We start from the raw sequence: 16029 nt of genomic DNA on the forward strand, positions 1-16029 counted from the left end.
CCTGGCCGCTGAGCACCAAATAGGCTGTGCGCCAACGACCTATCCGTCGGGTCACGCTGACGGTGCCACCGGCGCCGGGAAGCAATCCGAGGGCGAGTTCGGGCAATCCGAACACCGAATCAGGCGCAGCCTCGATCCGACCGCAGAACGCGGCCATCTCCAACCCGCTGCCCAATACCTGGCCGTGTACTTGGGCGCGGCACGCGGCGCCAAGCCGGGCGGTGAGCGCGTCGAGGGCCAGCGCCGGGCTGTAGCGGGTGCGGGCCAGATGCGCGCTGGCCGGATCGGTGAACGTTCCGAACTCGGCGAGGTCGCCGCCGCTGCAGAACGACGGTCCGTTACCGGTCAGCACGACCTCGTCTACCGACGAATCGAGTTGTGCCACAGCCAATGCCTCGAGCAGCGCGGCGCGGGCATCGGTGGAGAACGCGTTGTGGCGTTGTGGACGGTTGAAGGCGATGCGCAGGGTGTCGCCGTCGCGGCGGGCTTGCACCGGATCCGCGATCTCGGGCATTACCGCGGGTCCGCGTTCGGCGAGCCACCGGGCGAACTCCGGGCCGGCCTGCAGCGTGGAGTAGGCCAGCGACTCGGTCACCACACCAGGCAGTGCGGGCCCGGCCGGGTCCACCGAGCGCAGGACGTCGTCACAGGCCGCAGCCGCGATCGGCCAGCGCTCGACCCGCGCCGTCAGCTCCGCCAGCGCCGAGTCGATCGATGCGACGGTGATCACCCGGCGGTCGGCGGCCTCCTCCTCGGTAAGAGTGAATGTCGCGTGCTGCAGCCAGAATTCGGACGCACCGGTGAGCGATCCAACGGCGACCAGCGGAACGTTGCGTGTGTCGACATCGGAGGCAGGCTCCGAGACATCGACGACGCGCAGCGTCAAACCGAATACTTCTTGACCAGCTCGTGCTTGAACAGCTTGCCGGTATCGGTACGCGGCAGCTGTGCTTCGAACGAGATCGACCGCGGGCACTTGTAGTGCGCCAAGCGATCTCGCAGCCAGACAAGCAGCTCGTCGGCGAACTCCTCGGTGCCGCCGGCCGGGTCGACGGTCTGCACCGCAGCCTTGACGCTCTGGCCCATCTCGTCGTCGGGGATGCCGAACACCGCCGCGTCGAGCACTTTCGGATGGGTGACGAGCAGGTTCTCGGCTTCCTGCGGATAGATGTTCACGCCGCCGGAGATGATCATGTGGTGGCGCCGGTCGGTGAGGAACAGATAGCCGTCTTCGTCGACATAGCCGACGTCGCCGACCGTTGTCCAGCCGTGCCTGTCGCGGGACGCCGCGGTCTTTTCCGAGTCGTTGAGGTATTCGAAGGAAAAGCCTCCCTCGAAATAGATTTCGCCGGCCTGACCGGGCGGCAACTCCTTGCCGTCCTCGTCGAGGATATGGATCTGGCACATCATCGGCTTACCCACCGAGCCAGGATGGGCCAGCCACTCCTCGGCGCTGATCAACGTCGACCCGATGGCCTCCGAGGAGGCGTAGTACTCGTCGACAATCGGCCCCCACCAGTCGATCATCTGTTTCTTGATCTCCACCGGGCACGGCGCCGCCGCATGCATCACCCGCTGCAGGCTGGATACGTCGTACGAATTACGCGCCGCCTCGGGGAGTTTCAGCATCCGGGTGAACATGGCCGGCACGAACTGCCCGTGGGTGACCCGGTGGCGTTGGATGGCGTCCAGGCAGCCTTCGGGCTCGAACTTCTCCAGGACGACCGTCGTGATGCCGCCGGCCTGCACGGTCATCGACCACACCGAAGGTGCGGTGTGGTACAGCGGCGCCGGGCTCAGATAGACCGCATCGGGGTGCATCCAGAATCCGACCAGCGCCGACATCATGCCGGGTGCCTCGGCGGGCGAAACGTGCGGCAGTTCGCGTTTGATCCCCTTGGGGCGGCCGGTGGTGCCCGAAGAGTACTGCAGCAGATCGCCTTCACGTTCGTCGTCGATCGGCGTATCCAGTTGACCTGCAACGCATTCCGGGTAGCGCTGCCAGCCGTCGAGGTCGTCATCGGCAATCATCAACAGGTCCGGCAGGCCGCCCGGCAAATGTTCGGCGAGGTTCTCGCAGGTCTTGCGCAGCGCGGCCGAGCCGATGATCGCCTTGGCGGCGCTGTTGTCGATGATGTAGGCCGCCTCCGGCGCGGTCAGGTGGGTGTTGATCGGGACGTAGTACAGACCGGCACGCCGAGCCGCCCACATCACCGCGTGGATGTGCTCGTTGTTCTCCATCAGAATCGCGACCGCGTCGCCTTCAACCAGACCGGCCCGCCGGAAGAAGTGTGCCAGCCGATTGGCCCGGGCTTCCAGTTCGTCGAACGTGATCACCGTGCCGGACGGGTAGAGGATGATGGCGGGTTTGTCGGCGCCAAGATGCTCGCGAATCTGCATGGGCAGACTGTACCGCCGCAAAACTTGACAGCTGTCAGGGTGTCTGGACCTGTTCGGGCAGCTGATGCGGGGGGCCGCCGTGACGCTTGGCCTGACCGGCGAACGGAGCCGACAGCGTCGGCAGCACCTGGTGGCGGTTGCGCACGACCGCCACGACGGCCACCGCCGCGTAGAGAGCGCTGAGCGCGAAACGCCCTTCGGTTGAGGTCAGCGGGAACTGCACGACGAACAGTCCGAGTAGCAGCCAGGCTGCCCAGCGCTGGAACCGCAGGCCGAGCAACAGCGTGACACCCATCAACGTCTGCGCGGCAGTGAGCACCATCTCTTCGATTTGGCGGCCGTCCAACTGCATCGACGTGGTTCCTCCGCCGAGCATGTACGCCACCGGCAGCGACCCGATGAGCAAGGTCCACTGATTCACCTTCGCGGAGATCAGCGTCGAGATCGCAATGCCGCCCTTGCCCCGGGCGGCGAAGATGGTCGCGATGATGAATTCCGGTGCCTCCGAGGCCAGCGGAGCCAGCCACTGCACCAGCAGGAAGCGATCGATGCCCAACTGTGTGCCGGCCGCGATCAGGTTGTCAGCGAACGGTTTTGCGCACGTCACGATCACCGAAGCCGCCAAGACAAACAGTGCCGATACCGCGATCCGACGCACCCGGTCGGGAAGTTCGCCCAACGCCGCGGCGGTTCCGACCAACTCGGGCTCCTCGACTTCACCGCGGCTGAGCTTGTACAGGTAGAAGCCGAACCAGCCCAGGAGTGCCATTCCGAAGCCGATGTGGATGCGGCCCGTTACCGGGATGGCGAAGGCGACCACGCCGGCGATCATCAGGAAACCGATCTCCACCCGGTTGCTGGCGTCGAGATCCAGTCCGCCGACTTTGCGGCCGGTGGCCCGGCGCGCCACCAGCACGCTGACCAGCACGACGACCGGCCACCCAATACCCATCAGCAGCCGATTCGACCCGGTCATGTTGGCCGCCGCGTACTGCGTGTACGCCGGCAGGTGGCCCGCGGTGTAGGCGTAGTACAGGTCCACGGCGTATTCGGGGAGTACGGCGATCACGGCCAGCACGGCGACGGCCAGGCTGCCCGACACGTCGATTTGGGCGGCCTCCGCCGCCCACGCCAGCACAAAGCTGGCGCCCACCACCGCGGCGCCGTACACGATCAGGCCCAGCACCGGACTCGGCGCGATACCCAGGATGCGTAGCGCCAACGCGGGGCAAATAACGGCGCTGACGATTGCGAGTGAGCGGAACAATGTCCGCGACCGGGCGCCCGACTCCGTTACAGCGCACGCCGTGGTTGTCACGTCGCCAAGGTACCTGGCGAACATCCATCCAGCAACATAGCCTAGCTACCGAATAGACGCGGCACCCAGATCAAATTTGCTGCTCAGCAGGGTCACATCCGAGATTTCGGCTCGCCGTTCTTTCGGATGTGGCTACCCTGACACGGCGGTCGGCGCGGTTAGTCGGACTCGGCCAGACGCTGCTTGAGCGCCTCGAACTCGTCCCTGACACCGGTGGGCAGCTTGTCACCGACGAACTCGAACCACTCTTCGATCAGCGGCAGTTCCTCGCGCCACTCGGCGGCGTTGACCACCAGCGCGCGGGCCACATCCGCGGCATCGACGTCGAGATCCGTCAAGTCGAGATCGTCAGCAGCGGGGACGACGCCGATCGGGGTGTCCTGGCCGCCGGCCTGATGCTCGATGCGGTCGACGATCCACTTCAGCACCCGGCTGTTCTCACCGAAGCCCGGCCAGAGGAACTTGCCGCCCTCGCCACGCCGGAACCAGTTGACGAAGAACACCTTCGGCAGCTTGGACTCATCGGAGTTCTTGCCGAGGTCCAGCCAGTGCTGGAAGTAGTCGCCGACGTTGTAGCCGAGGAACGGCAGCATAGCCATCGGGTCGCGGCGCACGGTGCCGACCTTGCCCTCGGCCGCTGCGGTCTGCTCGCTGCCCATGGTGGCTCCCATGAACACGCCGTGCTGCCAGTCGCGCGCCTCGGTGACCAGGGGCACCGTCGTCTTGCGGCGGGCACCGAACAGGATGCCCGAGATCGGCACGCCCTGCGGGTCGTCCCACTCCGGCGCCAGGATCGGACACTGCGACATCGGGGTGCAGTACCGCGAGTTCGGATGCGCGGCCTTGGTTTCCGTCTCGTGGGCAATCCAGTCGTTGCCCTTCCAGTCGATCAGGTGATCCGGCTCGCCCTCCAGGCCTTCCCACCACACGTCGCCGTCATCGGTGAGTGCGACGTTGGTGAAGACGGTGTTGCCGCCGTCGATGGTGCGCATCGCGTTCGGGTTGGACTTCCAGTTGGTGCCGGGCGCGACCCCGAAGAATCCGAACTCCGGGTTGACTGCGTACAGTCGGCCGTCCCTGCCGAACCGCATCCAGGCGATGTCGTCGCCGAGCGTCTCGGCGCGCCAGCCGGGGATGGTCGGCTGCAGCATCGCGAGGTTCGTCTTGCCGCAGGCCGACGGGAACGCCGCGGCGAAGTAGTACGCCTTGTTCTCCGGCGAGATCAGCTTGAGGATCAGCATGTGCTCGGCGAGCCAGCCCTCGTCGTGGGCCATCGCCGAGGCGATCCGCAGTGAATAGCACTTCTTGCCCAGCAACGCATTACCGCCATAGCCGGACCCGTAGCTCCAGATTTCGCGGGTCTCCGGGAAGTGGGTGATGTATTTCGTGTCATTGCACGGCCACGGCACGTCTTTTTGCCCCGGCTCCAGCGGAGCACCGACCGAATGCAGTGCCTTCACGAAAAAGCCGTCATCGCCGAGCTTTTCCAATGCGCCCTTGCCCATTCGGGTCATCACCTTCATCGAGGCAACGACGTATTCGGAGTCGGTGATCTCCACGCCGAGCTTGGGGTCGTCGTCGCCGAGCGGGCCCATGCAGAACGGGACGACCCACATGGTGCGTCCCCGCATGCAGCCGCGGTACAGCTCGGTCAGGGTGGACCGCATCTCGGCCGGGTCCATCCAGTTGTTGGTCGGGCCGGCGTCGACCTCGCGCTCCGAGCAGATGTAGGTCCGTGACTCGACCCGCGCCACGTCGGACGGATCCGACAGCGCCAAGTAGGAGTTCTTGTGCTTCTTCTCGTTGAGCTTGGTGAAGGTGCCGGCCTCGACCAATTGGTCGGCGAGCCGGTGCCACTCCTCGTCGGAGCCGTCCGCGAAGACGACGCGGTCCGGCTGGGTCAGCTCGGCGATCTCCTCCACCCAGGACAGCAGACCCTGGTGGTTCGTCGGGGCGGTATCCAGACCGGGAACGGTCGCTGAAGTCATCAAAATCTCCTGCAGTCGCTTTGTGCGTGTTGCGCGGCTAGTTTGCGGCGGCCTCAACACAGGTTATCGCGAGCTGTATACCCATAAAGGGCGGGGAGTGTATCGGCTAACTCACAGGAACGATTCAGAACACGTTATCGGCGGTATTTGCCGGCGAACTTTCGTCAATTTCCTCACCATCGGCATCCGAGGGCGCCGATGTCTCGGACCGCTCGCCCGCGGCGTCGGACGGGGTGTCGGCGTCGTCCTCGGACACCGCCGGCTCGCCGAGCTCTGTTCGCACCGCCTCGAGAGCGGCCAGCAGGGCCGGCATCTCCCGACCACGCAGCGCCGCGGCCCGCGCCCCGACGACGGAGTGCTCGCGCAACTCGGTGTCGATAACACCCACCTGCTGGGCAACCCGGGTGCTCTCGACCTCGTCCTGCTCGCTCAGGGCCGCGGTGAGCGATGACTCCGCGGCCAGCACCCGCGTCGTCACCAGCTGCTCGACCGCGGACTGCAGCAGCGCGGTCGCCTCACCGGCCCACCGGTCGAGCAGCGCACGGTCGCGCAGCAGCCCGCGGGTATGGACCACCCACACCGTGAGCGCGAGCCCGATCGCCACGCAGGCAACTGCCCCGGCCACCGTCAGCCCGGGCGTCAGGTCAGCCAGCAACCGGCTCAGCGTCAGCGCCACTCCTAATCCGAAACCCGCGCCCACCAGCATCATCAGCCGGGTCTCCTGCTTCCGCGACTTCAGCTGTGGGGCCGGCAGGTCGATCGTCGGGAGCGAGGCCGACGCCGGCGTATCGACCGCCAGGCCCAGGCCCTGCGCGACATCGGCCAAATGCGTGGTCGTGCCGCTGTCCACCTCGGTAACCACCTCGTCGAGGCGAACACCGGCGTAGGACTCGAACTCCGGCAGTTTCGCCTTGGTCAGGCCCGCGGCGTCTTCCTGCAATTCGGAGCGCACCGAGGCGCATCGATTGCGGGCGAAATACGACAGCTGAACCCGGGCCTGCTGGGTCTGGCTTCGCAACGCGATGGTCCGTTCGGATTTGGACAGCCGTCGCTGCCGCAGGATGGCGCTGCGTTCGTCCCGTAACGCCGCGACCCGCGCCCGCCGGCCCGCGCCGTCGGCGTCGCGATCGTATCGATCGGCGATGGTCTGTAATCGGGATTTCCACGCGCGCAACCTGTTTCGCCGCGGAAGGTCCGCCTGGGCAAGTTGCTCGGTTAGCGCGGCGACGAGGTCGTCGATGCGGGGCTCGCCCTCCTCGGGCGCAGCGGCGACCCCGACCCACTGCACGTCGCGGTAGCGCGGCGCGTGCGACGCCAACGTGTCTCGGTTGCCGGTCAGCACCTCTTCCCAGTTCCGGTACACGTCGATTTTGGAGACCACACCGATCACCGCGTCGGTCTCGGCGGTCGCCGCGTCGAGCAGTGCGCAGTCGGATTCGGTCAACGCGGCAGCGGCCGAGACGACGAACACCACCGCGGTCGGCGCCTCGCCGGCCTGCAGGTCCGTCGACTCGATGAAGTTCTGCTTGGGCAGCCGCTCGCTGAGCGCAGCGACCACGCCGGTGACCCCGGCCAGCCATGGTCCGGTCACCAGCACGGCATCTCGGCGCTCGATGCCCGGCGAACCGAGCTGCGGGCCGATCGCCGCCACCATTGCGTCCACTTCGGCAATGGCGTCGTCGGTATTGCCTTTCTTGCCGGTCACACCGATCCTCCGACGTTCGACCAGAGCCGCAATGAGCCCCTGACGATGTCCGCGCTGCACCCGCGGTGCGGACCGGTGACCGGTCCACGCCGGTAGCGCTGCCAATGCACCGCGCGCCCCAGATGCGCGGCGGCCGTGTCACCCCGATCGACGGTCGTGCCGTCGGCCTCGACGACATCCACCGCGGCCATCATCCGGGCGACCACTGCGTCGTCGTGCGCCAGGAACTCGCTGATCCGCCGGTCGGTGACCGCCATCGTCTCCAACTCGGCGATGGCATCCAGCATTCGCTGATAGCGGGATCGCGCGCCCAGTCTGCCGATCTTGTCGACGACGGCGTCGATGCCGCTCAAGCCGCGCAGCAGTGCATCGACGTCGCAGCGGGTAGCTCCGCGCCGGATCGCGGCGGTCGCCTGGCGGATACCGAACGCGTCGAGGGTGTCCATCAACTGGCCGCGGGCAGCGGCGTCGACGTAGTGCCCGCCGGCAAGGGCACGCAGCCCCCGCCACGATGCGTCGTCCAGCGCTGCCACGGCGAGGAGACCGACCAACGGCTCGATGGGATCTCCGGCACGGGCCGACAGCTGCGCGCACCGGGCTCTGGCCGCCGAGGTCGGGCCGTCAGGGTGACGCCCCGGCGCGGTGGTCGCGATCAGGTCGGCCTTGTTCAACACCGCCAGCACCGGCCGGCCGCACGCATCGATGGCGGCGCGATCCTCGGGTTTGACCGCGTCGGCCAGCACGTGGACGTTCACGTCGGCATCCGCTGGGGCCGTCACCGCAAGCCCGGAACACGCCAGCGCGTGCGCGACCGTGCTGCGGCCGACGCCGCGGCGTCCCGTGACGGCCACCCGTAACGGGGTGGCGAGCCGCTCGCTGATCGCGACGCAGCGCGGGTCGGAGACCGCGTCCGCGAACCGCTTCAGCTCTTCGACGAAAATCGAATGCCCCTATCCGCTCAGGTCGCCAAGCAGGTGCTGCTAACCCCTCATTGTGGCCGAGTAGCTGCCGATCGCGGCGTAACACACCCGTTTATCGGTCGAATGGTGACATTTGCACCGTCCCGAAGCGAGTCACCTACTACCAGTCAAAGGCAACTGTTGGGTATCAATCTGCACCGCGGGCGGCGCCATGATGGATTCATGGGTAACGATGAACGGATGCGCGCGCAGCCCTGGGTGGACGCGGCCACACCGCCGACGCCTTCTCCCGCCCTGCCCGCGGAAGATGGGGTCGTCGGCTACCGCCGGACCACCAGTTTCCGCACGCGGCGTTCTGCGTTGTCGTCCGGCCAGCAACGGACCTGGGAGAGGCTGTGGCCCGAGCTCGGCTACGTCGCCACCTCGCGGCACGAACCCGAAGCTGCGTCCGAACCGCTGGACACCCACGCCTGGTTCGGCCGTGATGCTCCGCTGGTTCTCGAAATTGGCTGTGGCACAGGAACTTCCACCGTGGCGATGGCGCAATCCGAGCCGGACGTCGACGTGATCGCCGTCGAGGTCTACCGGCGCGGGCTGGCCCAGCTGCTCTGCGCCATCGACCGGGAAAACGTCACCAACATCCGGTTGATCCGCGGTGATGCCGTCGACGTGCTGGACCAACTGATCGCGCCCGGCTCGCTGAGCGGAGTGCGGGTGTTCTTCCCCGATCCGTGGCCCAAGGCCCGTCACCACAAACGCCGGCTGCTGCAGCCGGACACGGTGGCCATGATCGCCGATCGGCTGCGCCCAGGCGGAGTGCTGCATGCCGCCACCGACCACCTCGGCTACGCCGAGCAGATCGCCGAGGTCGGCGACGCCGAACCCAGGCTGTCCAGGCTGGATGCCCGCGCCGAACCCGCGATCTCCGTCGTGCGCCCGGCCACGAAATACGAGAGCAAGGCACACGACGCCGGCAGCGCCGTCACCGAATTGGTGTGGCAGCGACGCTCCGAGAGAAACCTCCGATGAGCCTGACCGAAACGACGAGCGCCGCAGTGGGGGTGCCCGGCGAACCCCCGCCCGAAGCCGGGCAGACGCCGCGACGCGTGCTGCTGGTGTGGGACGCGCCGAACCTCGACATGGGGCTGGGTTCCATCCTGGGCCGCAGGCCCACCGCGCTGGAACGACCCCGCTTCGACGCGCTCGGTCGTTGGTTGCTGGCCCGCACCGCCGAGGTGGCAGCACAGCGACGGAACGTCGCAGATATCACAGCCGAACCCGAGGCCACCGTATTCACCAACATCGCCGCCGGCAGCGCCGATGTGGTGCGCCCGTGGGTCGATGCGCTGCGCAATGTCGGGTTCGCGGTCTTCGCCAAGCCGAAGCTCGACGAAGACAGCGACGTCGACAGCGACATGCTCGAGCACATCGCGCGGCGCTCGCGGACGGGTTTGGCGGCGCTGATGGTGGCGTCCGCCGACGGTCAGGCATTCCGAATACCCCTGGAGGAAATCTCCCGCAACGGGGTACCCGTCCAGGTGCTGGGATTTCGCGAACATGCAAGTTGGGCGCTAGCGTCGGATACCTTGGAGTTCGTCGACCTGGAGGACATCGCGGGTGTTTTCCGGGAGCCCCTGCCGCGAATCGGCCTAGATTCGCTGCCTGACAAGGGGGCGTGGCTGCAACCGTTCCGGCCGCTGTCCTCGTTGCTGACCTCGCGTGTGTGACAACTGAAACCAATGCGCGGGTCGTTGCAGATCCAGTAAGGAGATTACGTGTTCGCCTGGTGGGGTCGAACTGTATATCGCTACCGGTTCATCGTGATCGGCGTCACGGTGGCGCTGAGCCTGCTCGGCGGCATCTTCGGGATAAGTCTCGGTAAGCACGTGACGCAGAGCGGGTTCTACGACGACGGCAGCCAGTCAGTCAAGGCTTCGGTGCTCGGCGACAACACCTACGGACGTGACCGAACCAGCCACATCGTGGCGATCTTCACCGCGCCGAAGTCGCTCAACGACACGGCATGGCAGAAGAAGATGGTCGACGAGCTCAACGCCTTCAAAAAGGACCACCCCGCCCAGGTCGTCGGCTGGGCCGGCTGGCTGGCCGCCCCGACCAGTACCGATCCCGTCATCAAGGGAATGGCAAATGAGGACGGCAAGCGCACATTCGTCAGCATCCCGCTCAAGGGCGACGACGACGACACCATCCTCACCAACTACAAGGACATCGAGCCGGATCTGCAGAAGCTCAACGGCGGCAACGTCCAACTCGCCGGCCTGGAGCCGATCGCCAACGCGCTGACCGGCACCATCGCCACCGACCAGAAACGCATGGAAGTGTTGGCGCTGCCGCTGGTGGCGGTAGTGCTCTTCCTGGTGTTCGGCGGCGTGATCGCGGCGTCCCTGCCAGTCATGGTCGGTGGCTTGAGCATCGCCGGGTCGCTGGGCATCCTGCGATTCATCACGATGTTCGGACCCCTGAGTTTCTTCGCCCAGCCAGTCGTATCCATGATGGGTTTCGGTATCGCCATCGACTACGGGTTGTTCGTGGTCAGCCGTTTCCGTGAGGAGATCGCCGAAGGCTACGACACCGAGGCCGCGGTGCGCCGCACGGTGATGACGGCCGGTCGCACGGTGGTTTTCTCCGCGGTCCTGATCGCGGTGTCTGCGGCAAGCCTCTTTTTGTTGCCGCAGGGCTTCGTGAAGTCGCTGACGTACGCGGTGATTATCTCGGTGACGCTGGCCGCGGTGCTGTCGATCACGCTGCTGCCGGCCTGCCTGGCAGTGCTGGGTCGCAATGTCGACGCGTGGGGCGTTCGCACCCTGTTCCGCATCCCCGTCCTGGCCAACTGGACGCCGTCGCGCGTCTACCTGAACTGGCTGGCGGACCGGTTGCAGAAGACGAAGACCCGCGAAGAAGTCGAGGCTGGCTTCTGGGGCAAGCTGGTCAACGTCGTCATGAAACGACCGCTTGTCTTCGCCATTCCCATCGTCATCGGGATGATCGCGCTGGTCATCCCGCTGCACAACCTCTCGTTCGGCGGCATGAGCGAGAAGTATCTGCCGCCGGACAACTCGGTACGCCTGTCGCAGGAGAACTTCGACAAACTCTTCCCCGGCTATCGCACCAACCAACTGACGCTGGTGATCAAGAGCGACAACCACAGCAAGATCACCGACCAGCAGATCGCCGAGATCCGTAACGCTGCCGCCTCGATCAGTGGATTCACCGACACCACCTGGCAGGAGCGGGCCTGCCCGACGATCGAGGGCAACCCGTGCGTCTCGGGTCACAACAGCAGCCATCCCAAAGACGACTCGGTTCGGGTGATCCAGAACGGTCTCTCGAACGCCGGCGACGCGGCCAAGAAACTCGCCGAGCTGCGATCGATCACGCCGCCGCGAGGGCTAACCGTGTTGGTCGGTGGCGTCCCGGCACTTGAGCAGGACAGCATCCACAGCCTGTTCGACAAGGCGCCGCTGATGTTGGTGGTGCTGTTGACCACCACGATGCTGTTGATGTTCCTGGCATTCGGCTCGGTGGTGCTGCCGATCAAGGCCGCCGTGATGAGCGCGCTGACGCTGGGCTCCACGCTGGGCATCCTGACCTGGATCTTCGTCGACGGCCATTTCTCCAAGCTGCTGAATTTCACGCCGACACCACTGATGGTGGTGCTGATCGCGTTGGTCATCGCGGTCGGCTTCGGCCTGGCCACCGACTACGAGGTCTTCCTGGTGTCGCGCATGGTGGAAGCCAGAGCGCGCGGCATGTCGACGGCAGAGGCCATCCGGATCGGTACGGCGACAACCGGACGCCTGATCACCGCCGCTGCGCTGGTCCTGGCGATGGTGGCCGGGTCGTTCGTGTTCTCCGATCTGGTGATGATGAAATACCTGGCATTCGGCCTGATGGCGGCGCTGCTGCTGGATGCCACCGTCGTCCGGATGTTCCTGGTGCCCTCGGTGATGAAGCTGCTCGGCGACGACTGCTGGTGGGCACCGATGTGGATGAAACGTCTGCAGAACCGCTTGGGCCTCGGCGAGATTCACCTGCCCGACGAGCGCAAGTTGCCCTCTCCACGGGCTCGGTCCGGTCGGCCGGCGACCACCACACGCCCACCCGTCGCACCGATACCCCGTCCGCCGCACGACCCCACCCATCCCGGTGCCGAGGCCCCGCCGCGACCAAGCAGACCGGCTGGGGGCACCGCACGGCCGGACTTTCGGCCGCCGGCTGCGGACGCACCTTCGGCCGCCGGCACGACCAGGATGCCGGCCCCGGGGCGCGCCGAGCCGAAAGAGGCAGCGACGACTCGCTTCTCGGCTCAGCCGAACCCGTCGTCCCCGTCGGGACGTCCAGCGGCACCCGCCGCTCCCCCGCATCCGCCGCGTGGACAGGATCGCGAAATCGAGTCCTGGCTCAGCGAACTGCGCGGGGCCCAGCCCGGTGACCGTCCCGCAGACCCCCGCGGCCCGGTTCCCGCGCCGCCATCGCAACCGTCGGCCGACCAGACCCGGGCGATGCAGGTTCCGCGGGACCACTCGCCGGGGCAGCCGTCCGCTGAATCCGACGACGCCACCACGGCGATCCCGACCGGGCCGCGGGAGGACGCCGACACCGCCACCGACGCCGCTACCGAGAAGATCAACGCTCGCGGCGAGAAGGCCGACGGGCCTCGTCCGCGCCGTGGCGGTGGCCTCAGCGCCGCGGATCTGCTGCGTCGCGAAGGCCGAATCTAACCGCGAACTCGCTTCCCGCTATTCGCTTTTGGACTTTACGGCGTCGGCATCGGCTTGGATGATGGATGTTTCGTCGTCGGTGTCCTCGGCCGCAGCCTCCGGATCCTTGGCCAGCAACACCTGGAACGCGTTGTTGAAGAATGCGACCGTCGGGACGGACAGCAGCGCACCGACGATGCCGGCAAGCACGCCGCCGGTCGAAATCGCCACAACCACCGCCAGCGGATGGATCGACACGGCCCGCCCCATCACCAGCGGCTGCAGGATATGGGCTTCGAGCTGGTTCACCGCAACCAGCACGCCAAGGGTGATCAGCGCGTAAACGAAGCCCTTGGCAAGCAGCGCGACCACCACCGCGAGAAAACCGCTGAGGACGGCACCGACCAGCGGGATGAACGCACCCAGGAATACCAGTGAGGCCAGCGGCAGCGCCAGCGGCACGCTCATGATCGCCAACCCGGTGCCCACCCCCGCCGCATCGACCAGCGCCACCAAGAAGGTGGCCCGGATGTAGCCGATCAGCGAGTGGTAGCCCGCTGCGCCCGCGGCGCGTACCCGATCACGGCTGTCGGTGGGAAAGATCTTGGTGACGTACTGCCAGATGTTGCGACCGCCGTAGAGAAAAAAGATCAGCGTGAACATCATCAGCAGTGCCGCAGTGAGGATTTCGGTGATGGTGGCCGCGGTCGACAGGGCGCCGCTGGTCAGCTTCGCCTGATTGTTCTGCAGCGCCTGGATCGCCGCGTTGCCGGCGTTGTCGATCTGTTGACGGCTCAGATGCAGCGGCCCCTCGATCAACCACCTTTTGGTGGAGTCGATGCTGCGGGTGACCTCGTTGACCAAATCCGGCACACCAATCACGAATTGACTGATGACGAAGGCCAGGATGCCGCCCAGAATCGCGAAGCCGGCCAGCAAGACCAACGCGACCGCGCCACCGCGGGGCGCTCCTCGCCGGTCCAGCCAGTCGACGATGGGAACCAGCAGTGCGCTCACCATCAACGCAAGCAGCAGCGGGACGACGATGACTTCCAGCCGCTTGATGACCCATAACAACGCCACCAACGCGGCCAGAATCACCAACAACCGCCAGGCCCACGCCGCGGTCTTGCGGACGATCGGTTCTACCGACTCGGCGTGATCGGAGGTGGCCTTCGACGGCATGCGGCCAAGCCTAACCGTCGGCGCGCGAGGCACTCCGGCAAAACGTTACCGACACCCGCCCCGCGCAGCGATCCGGGAGTGACCTGCGCAGCTACGCTGAACCCGTGTCGCATAGCGCAGCGGCCAGGAACGTCAACGGACAGCTCGACGAGCGTGCCCGTGGCAAATACTGGTGGCTACGTTGGGTCGCCCTGGCCGTCGTCGCGACCGTGCTGGCCGTGGAGGTGGCACTGGGCTGGGATCAGCTGGCCAAGGCAGCCCGGAGCCTCTACACGGCGAAGTGGTGGTGGCTGCTGGCCTCCGCCTTGGCGGCCGTCCTGTTGATGCACAGTTTCGCTGAGCTGCAGCGGACGCTGCTGGCGTCGGCCGGGGTGCGCGTCAAAGAGTTTCGATCCGAAGCCGCTTACTACGCGGCCAACGCGCTGAGCACCACGCTGCCCGGCGGTCCGGTGCTCGCTGCGACGTTTCTGCTTCGGCAGCAACGGATTTGGGGCGCATCGACGTTGGTGGCGTCGTGGCAGCTGGTGATGTCAGGCGTGCTGCAGGCAGTGGGGCTGGCGCTGCTCGGGCTGGGCGGTGCGTTCTTCCTCGGTGCGAAAAACAACCCGTTCTCGTTGCTGTTCACCTTGGGCGGCTTCGTCGCGTTGCTGCTGCTGGCCCAGGCGGTGGCGTCGCGGCCAGAGCTGATCGAGGGCATCGGTTGCCGGGTTTTGGCGCGGTTCAACTCATTACGCGGCAGGCCGGCCGATGTCGGGCTGGCCAAGTGGCGCGAGATGCTGTGCCAACTGGAATCGGTCAGCCTGAGCCGCCGCGCCTTGGCGGCTGCCTTCAGTTGGTCACTGATCAACCGATTCGCCGATGTCGCGTGCCTGGGTTTCGCCGCGTACGCGGCCGGTGCACACGCCTCGGTGGGCGGGCTGACTGTCGCCTGCGCGGCGGCTCGCGCGGTCGGCACGATTCCGTTGATGCCTGGCGGGCTGCTGGTGGTGGAGGCGGTACTGGTGCCCGGTTTGGTATCCAGCGGCATGTCGCTGCCCAGCGCCATCTCGACGATGCTGATCTACCGGCTGATCAGTTGGCTGCTGCTCGCGGCGGTCGGCTGGGTGGTCTTCTTCTTCATGTTCCGCGCCGATAACGTGCTCGACCCCGATGCCATCGAATCAGAGCCATCAGAGGCAGCGCAGTGTCACGAGGCCATCGTGCGACCAGACGACGCGATGCAAGGCCCGTTGCCGCCGCCCGATCCGGCAACCGTCGACGATGACGGCGCACCGCCGCGCGAACGAACTACTTGACGGCGCTGAGCCCCGCGTTTAGCCCCGGCATCGCCGCGGCGCCGCCCGGCAGGCCACCGGGCAATCCGCCCGGCATGGAGCCCTGTGCTGACTGCATGAAGCCAAGCACCTGGGGCAGGCTAATCGGCATCTTGCACCTGCTCGACAGCCCGGCAAGAGGCGACGCGATGGTCTGCATGTCGCTGGCCGCCCTGGGGTTGGCGTCGAAGTAGCTCTCCAGCGAGTTGACCGATTGCGGACCGGCCGGCTGCTGCAAGACGCTGGTCATCGCCTGGTTGGTCTCCGGATGCCCGTCGAGATAGTCGCCGGCGGACCTGGCGACGTTGCTGATCGTCCTCGCTATTTCACTGGCAGCACACGGATCCGCCGCACCGACCGCCGAGGGCGCGGACAGCAGCGCCACCGCCGTGGCGCCGCCCAGCCCGGTCGCGGTCAGTACGCCGAGCAGCCGACGGCGCAGCGTCGCGGTACTCCCGGTCAGCGAAGTCATACATAGC

At 66.6% G+C, this 16029-nt stretch carries 12 protein-coding genes; 4 read left to right on the forward strand and 8 right to left on the reverse strand.

From position 1 onward, the window contains the following. From VGG53_RS05950 to VGG53_RS05975, 6 genes are all read right to left on the reverse strand, one after another. On the reverse strand, positions 1-823 hold an 823-nt coding region (locus VGG53_RS05950; RefSeq protein ID WP_331517093.1), incomplete at its 3' end, for an enoyl-CoA hydratase/isomerase family protein. A gap of 59 nt (positions 824-882) precedes the next feature. Then, the gene (gene fadD4, locus VGG53_RS05955) at positions 883-2400 is read right to left on the reverse strand and encodes a fatty-acid--CoA ligase FadD4 (RefSeq protein WP_331517067.1); all 1518 of its coding nucleotides are present in this window, start codon (positions 2398-2400) and stop codon (positions 883-885) included. A gap of 34 nt (positions 2401-2434) precedes the next feature. Then, positions 2435-3742, reverse strand: coding sequence for a sodium:proton exchanger (locus tag VGG53_RS05960; RefSeq protein ID WP_414688894.1), 1308 nt, complete (start codon positions 3740-3742; stop codon positions 2435-2437). Positions 3743-3876: 134 nt separating this feature from the next. Then, positions 3877-5706, reverse strand: a complete 1830-nt coding sequence (locus VGG53_RS05965) for a phosphoenolpyruvate carboxykinase (GTP) (protein WP_331517070.1) — start codon at positions 5704-5706, stop codon at positions 3877-3879. 124 nt (positions 5707-5830) lie between these two features. Beyond that, positions 5831-7360, reverse strand: coding sequence for a hypothetical protein (locus tag VGG53_RS05970; protein ID WP_331517094.1), 1530 nt, complete (start codon positions 7358-7360; stop codon positions 5831-5833). Positions 7361-7407: 47 nt separating this feature from the next. Beyond that, positions 7408-8352: a hypothetical protein gene (locus VGG53_RS05975; RefSeq protein ID WP_331517095.1), complete on the reverse strand. Its 945-nt coding sequence runs from the start codon at positions 8350-8352 to the stop codon at positions 7408-7410. A 201-nt stretch (positions 8353-8553) separates the two neighbouring features. On the opposite strand from VGG53_RS05975, the gene trmB reads away from it, so the two are divergent. From trmB to VGG53_RS05990, 3 genes are read left to right on the forward strand one after another with little or no spacing between them, the layout of a single operon-like run. Then, positions 8554-9360 (forward strand): tRNA (guanosine(46)-N7)-methyltransferase TrmB, encoded by an 807-nt coding sequence (trmB, locus tag VGG53_RS05980; protein ID WP_331517072.1) that lies wholly within the window; start codon positions 8554-8556, stop codon positions 9358-9360. Continuing rightward, positions 9357-10058 carry an NYN domain-containing protein gene (locus VGG53_RS05985; RefSeq protein ID WP_414688895.1) on the forward strand — a complete coding sequence of 234 codons (702 nt, stop codon included), beginning with the start codon at positions 9357-9359 and terminating at the stop codon, positions 10056-10058. The genes trmB and VGG53_RS05985 overlap by 4 nt, the downstream gene beginning before the upstream one ends. 48 nt (positions 10059-10106) lie before the next feature. Beyond that, positions 10107-13073 carry an MMPL family transporter gene (locus tag VGG53_RS05990; protein ID WP_331517075.1) on the forward strand — a complete coding sequence of 989 codons (2967 nt, stop codon included), beginning with the start codon at positions 10107-10109 and terminating at the stop codon, positions 13071-13073. A gap of 18 nt (positions 13074-13091) precedes the next feature. Here the strand turns inward: VGG53_RS05990 and VGG53_RS05995 are convergent, their stop codons facing one another. Then, on the reverse strand, positions 13092-14237 hold the full coding sequence (locus VGG53_RS05995; protein ID WP_331517076.1) for an AI-2E family transporter: 1146 nt from the start codon (positions 14235-14237) through the stop codon (positions 13092-13094). Between the two features lie 104 nt (positions 14238-14341). Here VGG53_RS05995 and VGG53_RS06000 point away from each other — a divergent pair, with 104 nt between their 5' ends. Further along, positions 14342-15532, forward strand: coding sequence for a YbhN family protein (locus VGG53_RS06000; protein WP_331517077.1), 1191 nt, complete (start codon positions 14342-14344; stop codon positions 15530-15532). Here VGG53_RS06000 and VGG53_RS06005 read toward each other — a convergent pair. Continuing rightward, the gene (locus VGG53_RS06005; protein WP_331517078.1) at positions 15525-16022 is read right to left on the reverse strand and encodes a hemophore; all 498 of its coding nucleotides are present in this window, start codon (positions 16020-16022) and stop codon (positions 15525-15527) included. The two genes, VGG53_RS06000 and VGG53_RS06005, sit on opposite strands and share 8 nt — an antisense overlap. Positions 16023-16029 lie beyond the last annotated feature (7 nt).

It is taken from the genome of Mycobacterium sp. (genome assembly GCF_036490025.1).
In the GTDB taxonomy this organism is placed as follows: domain Bacteria; phylum Actinomycetota; class Actinomycetes; order Mycobacteriales; family Mycobacteriaceae; genus Mycobacterium.

Bases quoted from the DNA above. Each gene is read 5' to 3' on its own strand.
- VGG53_RS06005 (WP_331517078.1), bottom strand. From the start codon at position 16,022: ATGACTTCGCTGACCGGGAGTACCGCGACGCTGCGCCGTCGGCTGCTC.
- VGG53_RS05995 (WP_331517076.1), bottom strand. From the start codon at position 14,237: ATGCCGTCGAAGGCCACCTCCGATCACGCCGAGTCGGTAGAACCGATC.
- VGG53_RS05965 (WP_331517070.1), bottom strand. From the start codon at position 5,706: ATGACTTCAGCGACCGTTCCCGGTCTGGATACCGCCCCGACGAACCAC.
- fadD4 (WP_331517067.1), bottom strand. From the start codon at position 2,400: ATGCAGATTCGCGAGCATCTTGGCGCCGACAAACCCGCCATCATCCTC.
- VGG53_RS05970 (WP_331517094.1), bottom strand. From the start codon at position 7,360: ATGGTGGCGGCGATCGGCCCGCAGCTCGGTTCGCCGGGCATCGAGCGC.
- VGG53_RS05960 (WP_414688894.1), bottom strand. From the start codon at position 3,742: ATGTTCGCCAGGTACCTTGGCGACGTGACAACCACGGCGTGCGCTGTA.
- trmB (WP_331517072.1), top strand. From the start codon at position 8,554: ATGGGTAACGATGAACGGATGCGCGCGCAGCCCTGGGTGGACGCGGCC.
- VGG53_RS05985 (WP_414688895.1), top strand. From the start codon at position 9,357: ATGAGCCTGACCGAAACGACGAGCGCCGCAGTGGGGGTGCCCGGCGAA.